Annotated in this window: 8 protein-coding genes; 2 read left to right on the top strand and 6 right to left on the bottom strand. The window is 41.6% G+C overall.

The annotated features are described in order from the left end of the window. Window positions 1-8: 8 nt before the first annotated feature. From AAGD16_RS09155 to AAGD16_RS09180, 6 genes are all read right to left on the bottom strand, one after another. Window positions 9-3,182 carry an amidohydrolase family protein gene (locus AAGD16_RS09155; protein WP_377111334.1) on the bottom strand — a complete coding sequence of 1,058 codons (3,174 nt, stop codon included), beginning with the start codon at window positions 3,180-3,182 and terminating at the stop codon, window positions 9-11. A 99-nt stretch (window positions 3,183-3,281) separates the two neighbouring features. Then, complete coding sequence (locus AAGD16_RS09160; RefSeq protein WP_013465218.1) at window positions 3,282-4,106, bottom strand: M90 family metallopeptidase; 825 nt, start codon at window positions 4,104-4,106, stop codon at window positions 3,282-3,284. Between the two features lie 94 nt (window positions 4,107-4,200). Next, the gene (locus AAGD16_RS09165; RefSeq protein WP_377111336.1) at window positions 4,201-7,083 is read right to left on the bottom strand and encodes a two-component regulator propeller domain-containing protein; all 2,883 of its coding nucleotides are present in this window, start codon (window positions 7,081-7,083) and stop codon (window positions 4,201-4,203) included. Between the two features lie 116 nt (window positions 7,084-7,199). Then, window positions 7,200-7,862, bottom strand: coding sequence for a CatA-like O-acetyltransferase (locus AAGD16_RS09170; protein WP_090492281.1), 663 nt, complete (start codon window positions 7,860-7,862; stop codon window positions 7,200-7,202). A 151-nt stretch (window positions 7,863-8,013) separates the two neighbouring features. Next, window positions 8,014-9,054 (bottom strand): Glu/Leu/Phe/Val dehydrogenase, encoded by a 1,041-nt coding sequence (locus AAGD16_RS09175; RefSeq protein WP_028835045.1) that lies wholly within the window; start codon window positions 9,052-9,054, stop codon window positions 8,014-8,016. A gap of 433 nt (window positions 9,055-9,487) precedes the next feature. After that, a complete protein-coding gene (locus AAGD16_RS09180) occupies window positions 9,488-11,014 on the bottom strand; it encodes a fumarate hydratase (RefSeq protein WP_008112774.1) in 1,527 nt (508 codons plus the stop codon). Window positions 11,015-11,180: 166 nt separating this feature from the next. Between AAGD16_RS09180 and pabB the strand changes: the two genes are divergently transcribed. Continuing rightward, the gene (gene pabB / locus AAGD16_RS09185; protein WP_377111339.1) at window positions 11,181-12,539 is read left to right on the top strand and encodes an aminodeoxychorismate synthase component I; all 1,359 of its coding nucleotides are present in this window, start codon (window positions 11,181-11,183) and stop codon (window positions 12,537-12,539) included. Continuing rightward, window positions 12,532-13,107, top strand: a complete 576-nt coding sequence (locus AAGD16_RS09190; protein ID WP_008112778.1) for a CoA pyrophosphatase — start codon at window positions 12,532-12,534, stop codon at window positions 13,105-13,107. Before pabB ends, AAGD16_RS09190 begins: the two co-directional genes overlap by 8 nt. Window positions 13,108-13,133: the final 26 nt, after the last annotated feature.

Raw genomic sequence — 13,133 nt, forward strand, 5'->3', positions numbered from 1 at the left:
TAGCTGCATTATTCAAAAAATAATGGTTCACGCTGTTTTTTGCCTACTTCGTTCATGGTGGCTGCGTCGAACAAACGGCCGTTGATCATGGTGTAATCAATTTTGTCTGAATCACGAATGTTTTTCAGTGGGTCGCCATCAATAACCATTAAATCTGCCAGTTTACCGACCTCTAATGAACCCACATTTTTATCTAGGCCTAAATATTTTGCCGGATCGAGTGTCGATGCTCTAATTGCTTCCAGTGGCGTCATGCCGCCTTGGGCAAACATCCACATTTCCCAATGCGCACCTAACCCCTCACGTTGGCCATGCGCACCCAAATTAACAAGTACACCTAAATCTTGTAACTCAGCCGCTACGCGAGCATTGTTAAAGTGATTATAGTGATGATCGGGTGCTTTAACTCGGCGCATTGAGCGCGGTAATAATTGGTTTTTAGGCACAAATTTACTTAAACGTGGATGATTCCATACGTCCGTTTTATCATACCAGTAGTTTTCACCCCAAATACCGCCATAGGCTACCACCAATGTAGGTGTGTAACCTACATCACTTTGTGACCATAGCTGCTTAATATCGTCATAAATATGTTCAACAGGAATTGAATGCTCAATGCCTGTATGGCCATCGACTACCATACTCAAGTTATGTTGTAATAATGACCCCCCTTCAGGGACTACCATCATTTCAAGCATTCGCCCTGCTTCTATAACTTGCTGACGCTGCTCTCTGCGCGGTTGGTTATAAGATTTAACACTAAACGCACCCACTTTTTTAAGGCGCTCTAAATGAAATTTAGCATCATCTAATGAATCAATATGCGAGGTATACCCAGGCATATTCGCGCCGTATAAAATAGTACCGGTAGAGAAAATACGCGGACCAACGATCATCCCCGCTTTTTGCATTTCACTCGCGGTAAATATTTCAGTGGTGTCGTTTGATGGGTCGTGAATAGTAGTAACACCCAGCGCAAGACCTGCTAAGTTTTTCCAGTTTTGCTGCGGGATAATTTCATCACTGGCTTGTGAGCCATGAGCATGGGCATCTACAATGCCAGGCATAATTGTTTTACCTGTTACATCAATGACCTTTGCCCCCTTAGGAATACTCACATCAGCTGCAGTGCCAATGGCTTTGATATGTTTGCCATCGGTAATGATCACGCCATTTTCAATGACCTTTTCACCCTCCATGGTAATAATTTTAGCGCCAGTTAATGCAATCATGCCCTGCGGTTCAGCCATTTTTTTACTAAAGCCGATATTAGTCCCGCTTTTTACTTTAACGTCTTTATCATCTGCTTTATTAATAGCAAACATACCCTCTAAACTGGCATGGTAAAGCTCAGGCCCCAGTGTCCAATACAGTTTATTGCTGTTGGCACTCCAGCTAATGTTTTCACCGGCGCGTACAGATAGTTGCTCAATTGGAAATTGACTATCTTTGGGCCCAATATTTATCGTTTTGCCGCGCTCTACAAATGGAGTAACAAATACTTTAAAGCGCTCAGCAAAAGCTAAATACTCACCATCAGGAGAGACTCTAAATTCAGTGGCGTGCTCTGACTCATACAGTTTACGTACTTTTTTACTTTCAAGCTCTACCACACTTAATGTCGGCTTAGGCCATGGGCTCATAATATAAACACGATCGTTGGCACTGCCAAACTGAGGTTGATAGCCACTTTTAGAAATGAGCTCACTTTTTCCGCCTTTAGCACTAACACTGTATACCCCAGGATGCAGTGACCACTTAGGGTTTAAAATGCTGCCGCCGCTGGCTTTACGATACACCACGGTTTTGCCATCTGGACTAAATGTTGGCTCTACGTATTTTCCCGGCTCTTGTGTAATAGTGTCGCCACGACCACTGCGTGCAGAGACGACACGCACGGTGCCTTGTTCGTTATCATCCCACGTGGTGTAGACAATGTTTTTGCCATCACGAGAATACTGCGGGAATAACTCATAATGATCGGTTTGCTTAGTTAAGCGCTTTATTTTTCCTGATTCTAAATCGCGCTTGTAAATATAACCAAGCGCTTCAAAAAGTGCGGTTTCACCATCAGGGCTAATTTGCACATTACGCAGCATTTTTACATCAAACTCATCAGTGTCGATATTTTGAGTAAAACGCACTGCTTTTTGAATTTTTTTCGTGGTGTCTACTTTAAATGCAATATCGCTAACTGATTTATCATCGACATTGAGTTTATGAAGGGTGCCACCAGCCCAAAATACCAGCTCTTCGTTATCTGGGGTCCACGCAATAGTCGGATATACGCCATGAATCGCCCACGTTTCTTGCATATCGCGCTCTAGCTTGTCGTATAGCTTAGTATGCTCACCACTGGTTAAATCATATAAGTACAGGCTGGTTTGAAAGTCATCACGCTTTATGTACGCTAGTTTTTTACCATCTGGCGACGGCGTCGGTCTTATTGCCCCGCCCATGCCACTTATAATGGTTTCTATGTCGCCTGTTTCACGGTCATAACGCTTAATTTTATAAATACCGGCAACAGAGTCTTTTGAATAATGAAAAGTTTTACCCGGGGTTGCATCATGCGAAAAATAAACATACCGACCATCCGGTGAAAACATGGGTTCACCTAAATCTTTTTGATCGTTTTCACGTTTAGTCAGTTGCACCCCTTTACCGCCGGCTTTGTGATAAAGCCAAACTTCACCCGCACCTAGCGAGCGACTGGCGGTAAAATGCTTACGTGCAACTAAATAATCGCCATCAGGGCTCCACGCAGGGCTATTGAGTAATCTAAATGTTTCGTCAGTGACGGCGGTTTGGTTTTCGCCGTTAACATCCATTATCCAAATATTGTCACCACCGCCTTGATCTGATGTAAAAGCAATGTGCTTGCCATCTGGGCTAAAGCGCGGCTGCATTTGCCATGCAATGTCTGAGGTTATTTTAGTCGCTTTACCACCACTCATTGGCATGGTGTAAATATCGCCCAGTAAATCAAATACTAAGGTTTCTCCGTCAGGACTTATATCGACATTCATCCATGTGCCTTGCTCTACACTAATAGATGCATCAACAAATTGCCCTTTAGGTGAATCAACTTGCCATTTTTTTTCATCCGTTTGCTCTGCGTGTGCGTGGCCTAATGCCAATGAAACTGATAACGCGAGTGCTGTTTGCAGCATTTTTTTCATGCTTATCTCACTTATTATTGTTGCTGTGTGTTGATCTATTACATGATTGCAACAAAAACGCCAGCAAGTTACCAGCGTAATAGGATGAAGTGCATAAAATCAGTGCCAAACAATAGGATCAAATTGATAAAAATCCACTAGCAAATGGTAAATTTCAGGGTCTTCACGGCGTAAATCGGCAGGTTTCTCTAAGAATGTTTCGGTGATCACCGCAAAAAACTCAGCCTCATTGGTGGCTCCATAGCTATGTATTACATGCGGCATACTATAAGCAACATGGGTTTTTAACTGCGAAAACGCTCGACTAAATACTCGCCCCCATTGTTGGTATTTTGCCTGTGATGCAAGTAGTGGCGTGCCGGTGGTTTTACCGGTTTCTTGATCAAGTTGATGTGCAAATTCATGAAACACTAAGTTATGCCCATCACTGGGTAAGCGGTTGCCCTCAAGCACATCATGCCAGCTAAGCACCAATGTTCCCCCCGGCCACGATTCACCTTGCCTTACTGTATTATGAAAACTGACAAGGCCTGCGTTATCGCGGCTTGATTGGGGCGCGTAATACGCGCTGGGGTAGAGTAAAATTTCTTTTACGTTTTTATACAAAGGCCAAGGCTTGTTAAGCACCAGCAAGCAGGCATCGGCGGCAATAATGAGTTTCATTGCCTCCGTTAGTTGCAACCCATCGCAGCCAACAAAACGCTTTTCATTTAAAAACCACACAATATGGGATGCTAACTTGGCTCGCTCTGCATCGGTCATTTTGTTGTATATGGGCATAGCACGCAGTAACAACGTGTGTTGTTGCTCACTTAACAATAAATCACTGTATTTACGGTGCCACACGGCATTTTGAATATCAGGCCAGCGCCAAAACATTATAATAAATACAATTAAAACAAAAATTAATAGCCCATTTATCATTGGGTCGTCCTAAATCAAACCATGTAGCTTTAACGCCAAAATACTGCGCCCGTATTATTAAAATAGTAATGGGTGCAGTGAGGCTGTTTTTCAATCACATCACTTCAGTTCGATTTCGGCCATTGTTTTTTGCCTTATACAAAGCTTGGTCAGCCCGTGATAATAATCGGTCATAATCATCAACATCACCAGAGTCAGAAACACCAAAACTCACGGTTACGCTGAGGCCTTCTGCGATATTTGAAAAGTTTTTATTTTCAATACATTTGCGCAACTTCTCGCACATTTCTTGTGCCTGCACTGCACTCGTATCAGGAAACACAAAAGTAAACTCTTCGCCGCCCCAGCGAGCTACCTCTTGCTCACCTTCGCAGTGCGCTTTAAGAATGTTAGCTACTTCACATATAACCTGATCACCTATGAGGTGTGACCAACCATCGTTAATCCGTTTAAAGTGATCAATATCCATAATAGCGATAGCAAGTGATTTATTACATGCTTTAAAGTCTGAAAAGTTATCCGCCAGCCAGCCATCAAATGCGCGGCGATTCGGTAAATCGGTAAGCTGATCGTGTGTGGCTTGATACGCAAAGGCACTGGCTTGCTCTTGCAGTGCTTGCGTTTGCTTCACCACTCGACTCGTTAATTCCTTTTCAACGTGTTTATAACGATATAAGCGGTAGCGATAAGCGCTATATATCACCACCACAAAAAGAAAAAACATAAACAACTTAAAGCTTGTTTTTTGCCAAAAGTGCGATTGAATTTCAAAGTTAACGACTTTGTGATTTTGTTGCCAATCAGTATTTGGATAGGCTGCACGTACAGCAAAAGAATACTTGCCCGCAGGTAAGTTAGTGTATTCAGCAGTCGCTATGTGTTGACGGTTGATCCATTCGTTATTAAAGCCTTCCAATTTTGTTTGAAAGTTTAATCGCTGCGGCATAATAAAGCTCAGTCCCGCGTATTGAAATGACAAGCGCGTCACCCCTGGTGGTAAAATGATAGTTTCACCGTCTATAGGTAACGACGTTGGTTTACCATCAACAGAAAAGCTTTCAACAATCGTTGGTAACGCTATTTTAGTGGCTTCTTTTAAGCGCTCCGGTTTTACTGTACTCACTCCTTTTGCGGTAGCAAACCAAATTGTGCCATCTGAATGAGCGGTTGCAGAGGGGGTTGAACCGCCATTTGCTTGTGCACTGAGCATGCCATCACCCTCATCGTATAATTGAAAGGCGAGCGTACCTCTATTGTTAGATTTTGAATCAAGCAGCTCATTTACCTGCTTATAATTGACTTCAATAATGCCACGGTTACTTGATAGCCAGAGTGAGTCTTTAAACGGCACAATTTGAAAAAGCTTATCAACGGGTAAACCTAATTCACGCCCTAAAATGGTCATCTTTGCGTTTGAATGCTGATAACGAACTAAGCCGCGATCGGTAGCCATCCACGTGTATTTATCGTCAATGTAAAAGCCAAACGCATATTGGGCGGCAAATTCAGCAGGAAACTCAACAGGATTAAACACGTCAGTTTGAGTGTCATAAACCACGACCCCATTACCGGTTCCTACCCAAATATTAGCTGAGTTATCTTCACTCAAGGCTAAAATAAACCCACTCGGCAGCTCTTTTTCATTAGTAAATTGGTTTAAGCTACCGTCGGTATTAACGCGTGTCAGCCCCATGGCCGAGCCTATCCATAAGCGATTTTTTGAATCAAAAAGTAAAGATCTTACTTCATTACTACCTAAGCCATTATCACGGTTTAAATAAGGTATGAGTTCGTTATTAACCACTTTTAAAACACCCGAGGTGTATGTGCCTACCCAGACATCACCTTGGTTTTGCTCTAGTAAGCTTAATACTGAATATGGCGAGCCTTGTTTAGTGCCTTTAATATGGCTGATCTGATTGTTTTGCAGCCGATCTAAGCCTGTGCTTCCGCCTATCCATAAACTGCCATCAGAATGTGACAATACCGTACGCACATAATCGCTAGATAAGCCTCGCTTTTTGCCCCACGATGAAAACGGCGCTTCTCTTAACCTAAATACACCAGCATTGGTGCCTACCCAAATACTATTTTCTCTGTCTTGTAACAAAGAAAGAATACGGTTGGCGGGTAAACCATTTTTAGCATCTAATTGCTCTAAACCATCGACGCTAAGCCTAAAAACACCTTTATTAATGGTGCCAAACCACAGATCCCCATGATCATCTTCTAACAAACTGGAAATAGATTCCGCGTCGAGTTGTGGGTGAGGCGATTCAAATAGCTCGCCATTAAGGATTCGTGCCCCTCTTTCACTTCCTATAATGAGTCGACCTTCACGGGTGATTAATAAGGTATATACGGGAGCATCTGGTAACCCTTGTTGTGGCGTCATCAAAGTGGGTTTGTAGTTGACTATTTTATAGAGGCCATCACTGGTTGCTGCCCATATAACCCCCTTGGGGTCTTCAATGATTCGATACGCACTGACATTTTGTATTATTGGGATGTCTTGAGTGCTACTAGCTGAACGACAATACACACCATCATTCTCAAGCGCTAGCCACAAGTTATCATTTTTACTTTTAAATATATGATTAACCATCGCTTGGGCAGGTGGTTGCGTGTCCCATTGGCGATGTTGATATAAGCTAATACCGCCGCGCGCCCCTGCAATAAGTAAACCGCCATCAGATGTAGGGGTTAGCGCACGTACGCCTGAGTCAGGCAAGTCAGTAATTTCGGAGCGAGTAAATAACTTAAACTCTTGGCCATTGAAGCGGGCAAGTCCTTCCCAAGTACCCACCCATAGATACCCATCTTGTGTTTGTGCAAGGCTATTAATGCTATTGTGAGGAAGACCCGTACGTGTATTCCAAGTTTCAAAAAAATAATCACGTAACGGCAAACGAGTCTGCTGTTGTGCGTCAACAGAAAAAATCACCAACAAAATACATAAAATCACTAAGCGATTCATCAGATATTGCCTTTATAATTATAATTATTAATTTTTATATTTGGGTAAGTTTAGAGTGACAATTTAAGTTAAAAGCACTGCTGGCAAATAATAACATAAAATTTACAACTTTTTCATTAATTATTATTACATAAATTATCAAATGTATACTGCAATTGCTTTATAAATTTAGCGACATGAAGCCCATCCAACAACGCATGATGAACATCAATAGCAAGCGGCATTTTACCTGTCTCAGTGTTGTATTGGCCAAACACAAATTTAGGAATACCATTACTTTGACCGTGGGTAAATGCATGCGAAAAGCTGCTAAAGTTTAACCAAGGTAATACAGAAACATGAATTAAATCTGCTTGCCCTTCTGTTGCTGCAAACGCATCAGAAAACAGTGGGTTTAATTTTGTGGTATTGCTAATAGCTTTCGCCTCACTGGCAAATTCATTTAACGACCCGTGTAATTTAAAATAACTAAAGCGAAACGACTCATCATCGGCAAGCTCGACTACACTTGCCCGCGTAGCACTTAAGTAACAAGGTTTTTGGTTAATAATGCGCAGCATCATCGGCTCATACTGATGACAGACTTTTAATAAGCAATAAATATAACCATGAAAAAAAGCAATATTAGCTTGTTTACAGGCGGTATATAACTTTTTCGCATTCAGTTGTACGCACACATTAAAATAAGGCTGAGTGAACTGCTGAAATAACTCAAAGTGTTGCTTTCGAGGCCATTGCTCAAAATCAAGAGGAGTAATAGAAAAATCAGTAGAGGACATAAAATATAGATAAAGTGTAAAACTAAATTTTACCGTGCTTTATCTATATTCGCATTAACTAAAATGACGCTTTGGGTGTAGTTATACCAAAGTCTTACATAAGGTATAAAAAAGGAGCGTATTTCGCTCCTATTTTAAACCGAGTGGAAACTTAAAGTCCGTTTTCAATAATTTCTTGTGCCAGTTCATCGGCAATTAAATGCGTTGATTTTTGCTCTTTTTCACTACGGGTAAAAATTTCACTAAGTGTATCGTAAATTCTTTCTACGTGTTTATTAGAAGCCTCTTTACTGTAACCCTCTGGTGCAGTTTCGTAATAAACGTTAATAATACCACCTGCATTTATTACATAATCAGGCGCATATAAAATACCTTTTTCACGTAAAATTTCACCATGGCGTGATTCAGCAAGTTGATTGTTTGCACAGCCTGCTACTATCGTTGCTTTTAAGCGTGGGATTGTTGTGTCATTAATAGTGGCACCTAATGCACAGGGTGCATAAACATCCACATTTAGGTCGTATATTTCATCAATACCAACTGCGGTTGCGCCAAAATCATTTACTACACGTTCTACTGCAGCTTGATTAATATCGGTAACAAATAACTCAGCACCGGCTTGTGCTAAATGTTTACATAATCCATAAGCTACTGCACCTAAACCTTGCACCGCAACTTTAATACCAGAAAAGTCTTTAATACCGCGTTGATGGTTAAGCGCTGCTTTCATGCCCAAAAACGTACCATAGGCTGTAAACGGCGAAGGGTTACCACTTTTTCCTTCAAGGCCTAGCACGTAATTTGTTTCTTTGTTCATTAACGCCACATCATCACAGGTAATGTTTACATCTTCTGCTGAGTAATAGCTACCATTTAGTCGCTCTAACTGGCGACCAAATGCGCGAAATAACTGCTCAGATTTGATTTCTTTGGCATTACCAATAATAACCGATTTACCACCACCAAATGGCAAGCGTGCTACGGCATTTTTATAGGTCATCCCTTTTGATAAACGCAGCACATCATATACTGCGTCTTCATCGTTAGCATAATCCCACATTCTACAACCGCCTACCGCAGGGCCTAAGTTTGTGTTATGTACCGCAATAATGGCCTTCAAACCAGACGCTTTGTCTGAACAAAAAACCACTTGTTCATGGTTATCAAATTCAACTTGATTAAATACAACCACTTTAAATACTCCGAAAATAATGGGCCCTTTTGGGCAAGCACGCTACAAATTGTCGAGACTTTATCACTTCAGTTAATGGTTCGCCACACTATGAGTAGATAAACCAAATAAAGCGCGTCAAAGTGAAAAATAAAATGACTTATCGTTAAAAGTAAGCATAAAAATTCCAAAAATAACCATTTGATTAAGTATAAAAGCTAAAAACACCATCGCAATTAAAGCTTACGCTTACGTGAACGTCACCTTGCAGTTATTTGTAAACTTAACCATACACCCTAAAAAAGTATACTACAGCTTAAAATACAGTGGCTTATACGCTCATTGCCTACGCAGCATAAACTGGTCTGAGGTGTATAAGTCTTTGCAAATGTAAAAGTAAATAAAAAAGCGAGCACACAGTGCTCGCTTATATGATTGCTTTTTAAGTAAAAATTTACTTCATTTTGCTGTCTAGCTCTTCAATTTTTGCTTTCCAAATAGCAGGGCCTTGGGTGTGAGCATTTGCTCCTTCACTGTCTACGGCAACTGTTACTGGCATATCTTCTACTTCAAATTCGTAGATAGCTTCCATACCTAAATCTTCAAAGGCAACAACACGTGCTTTTTTAATAGCTTTAGATACTAAGTAAGCCGCACCGCCTACCGCCATCAAATACACTGACTGGTGCTTTTTAATAGACTCAACCGTTGCAGGGCCTCGTTCAGCTTTACCAATCATACCCACGATGCCGGTTTTTTCTAACATCATATCGGTAAATTTATCCATACGTGTTGCCGTTGTAGGACCCGCAGGGCCTACTGCTTCATCGCCTACTGCATCCACAGGGCCAACGTAGTAAATAAACTTGTTATCAAAATCAACACCTTCAGGTAAACCTTCCCCTGAGTTGATCATATCTTGCAGACGCTTATGAGCAGCATCTCGACCCGTTAAAATAGTACCTGAGAGTAAAACGGTTTCACCCATTTTCCATTCTTTAGTGTCTTCTTTAGTAAGAGTATCTAAATTAACACGGCGTGTGCCCTCACCCACTTCGAAAGTCACTTCTGGCCAATCTTCTAATTTAGGTGCTTTTAAATTCGCAGGGCCTGATCCATCAAGGGTAAAGTGAACGTGGCGCGTAGCAGCACAATTTGGGATCATAACCACTGGCTTTGAAGCCGCGTGAGTTGGCGCCGTTTTAATTTTAATATCAACAACCGTGGTTAAACCGCCAAGGCCTTGCGCACCAATACCTAATTTATTCGCACGTTCAAAGATTTCTAAACGCAGCTTTTCTTCTGTTGTTTCTGCGCCGCGCTCAATTAGTTCATGAATATCAACCGGATCCATTAATGACTCTTTGGCCATTACCGCTGCTTTTTCTGCCGTGCCACCAATACCTATGCCTAGCATGCCTGGTGGACACCAACCCGCCCCCATTGTTGGTAGCGTTTTTTCTACCCACTCAGCCACATCGTCAGATGGGTTTAACATCACCATTTTACTTTTGTTTTCTGAGCCGCCGCCCTTAGCAGCGACCATCACTTCGACTTTATCGCCTGCAACTAAGTCAATGTGAACCACTGATGGCGTATTATCTTTAGTGTTTTTACGTGTTCCCGCAGGATCTGCAACAATCGATGCACGTAAAGGGTTATCTGGATTTAAGTACGCACGACGCGTTCCCTCATCAACCATTTGTTGTACTGTTAAGTCGGTTTTATCCCAATTAACATCCATCCCTACTTTTACGAAACAAGTGATGATCCCGGTATCTTGACACAGTGGGCGCTTACCTTCTGCCGACATACGCGAGTTAATTAAAATTTGCGCAATCGCATCTTTAGCGGCTTTACTTTGTTCTTTGTTATACGCTTTCTCTAGTGCTTGAACAAAATCAAGAGGATGGTAAAACGAGATGTATTGCAAGGCATCTTCAATGCTATCAATAAAGTCTTGCTGACGAATTGTACTCATAGTGGTTCCTTAAGTTGTTGTTACTCACGCAGCACGTAAGCGATATCAAACCCGTGACGGTGGTTCGAACTGTTTTCAACTACAGCGCTCACTAAACGCTGCCAAATAAATTTGACTTATGATACCCTCCCAGCCCGTTTGGAGCCAGTTCTTATAGGGGTAGTAAATGCTAAACAATAAAAAAAATTGTGTTGAATTAGCCATATCACAAAATTGTATTGAGGTATTTTCGCATTTTGCTCATTTGCCTTACGCCATTTTATTAGATTCGGGTGATAGTGATCACATAAACAGTCGTTTTGACATTATTGCGATTGACCCCCAGAGCACCCTTGAAGTCGAAAATAATCAAAGCGTTTTTAATAACCAGCCAAACATAAAAAGCTGCTTTGAAATAATGAATAATGAACTGGCAAAGTTAGACAGCACTAAAGCCGCCAACAACTTACCTTTTAATGGTGGCTGGCTGGGTTATTTTGGCTATGACTTAGGCCGTACTATAGAGCAACTACCAAGCAGCGCTTTACACGACATAAATTTACCGCAAATGGCGGTTGGACTTTACCTCGATGCACTGATTTACGATAAACAACTGCGCACGTGGTTTTATGTTTCGCAGCCCAATGTAGACCGCCTTTGGCTATATCAGCAATATTTAGCGCAACCACCTAAACATGAAAGCTTTTCGCTTACATCACCGTGGCAGTCAAATATGAGTCAGACTAGCTATAGCGAAAAGTTTGCCGCGATTGAAGAATACCTAAAAAGTGGTGATTGCTATCAAATTAACTTAGCGCAGCGTTTTAGCGCACATTACCAAGGCTCGCCTTGGAGCGCCTATGTTAAATTAACTCAGGCTAATAAAGCGCCTTTTTCTAGTTTTATTAATCATCCTCAGGGCGCTATTTTGTCAATCTCACCCGAGCGTTTTATTGCAGTACACGACAATAAAGTAGAAACAAAACCCATTAAAGGGACTTTACCTCGCAAAGCAGATGCCCTTGAGGATGCAAAACAAGCGACCTTGCTGGCAAATTCGAATAAAGACCGCGCCGAAAATGTCATGATAGTGGACCTGCTGCGAAATGATTTAGGAAAAGTCGCTAAACCGGGCTCGGTTATTGTGCCCTCATTATTTGCTATTGAAAGTTTTCCGGCGGTACACCATTTAGTGAGTACGGTCACCTCAACCCTTGATGAGGGTAAAACAGCGGTTGATCAGCTGGAAGCTGCGTTTCCCGGTGGTTCAATTACAGGCGCACCAAAAGTCCGTGCCATGGAAATAATAGAAGAACTAGAGCCACATAGACGTAGCATTTATTGTGGCTCTATTGGTTACATTAGTGGCTGCGGCAATATGGATACCAGTATTACTATTCGAACTTTAGTCACACATCAACAACAAATATATTGTTGGGCTGGGGGTGGTATTGTTGCTGATTCAAAAGTCGAATTGGAATATCAAGAAACTTACGATAAAGTAAATAAAATACTTCCTATATTAAATGAAGGTCGCTTTGAATAGTGAAACCATTTCGGCTCGTTTTCAATTAAACCGCAGTTTAGCCGTGGATCAGCTCAAAGATAATAAAAAAAAGCGCGCAAGCGCAGTAATGCTGCCATTGATTGATATAGATAACGAAGCACATATTTTATTGTGTAAGCGACCAACCTACCTTCATCACCACCCTGGGGAGATTTGTTTACCGGGCGGCAAGTTTGAAATTGATGATGTTAACCTACGCACCACCGCACTGCGTGAATTACATGAAGAGCTTAATATTGCCCCGCAAAATGTCCATGTGTTAGGTCAGTTACCTGAATATTCAACCCTGACCGGATTTACTATACGCCCCTTTGTAGGCTTAATTAAAAAAGAAACAGTGTGGGAAAACGACCACAACGAAGTGCAAGCTAGCTTTTTACTCTCTATAAAAGCGCTGAATAACGCGGCTAACTGGCAACCTTTGCCATTTGAACGAGGTGGAAAAATCATTACCTTAAATGGCTTTATCACCCCACATGGGCTTTTGTGGGGAGCCACAGCCAGCATTATTAAAAACTTTACAAAACAACTCGCCATACCAGTTTAAATCTTTACTAATAAGGGTTACACACC

Origin of the sequence: Pseudoalteromonas sp. M58, assembly GCF_042604605.1 — a bacterium.
GTDB classification, from domain to species: Bacteria; Pseudomonadota; Gammaproteobacteria; order Enterobacterales; family Alteromonadaceae; genus Pseudoalteromonas; species Pseudoalteromonas tetraodonis.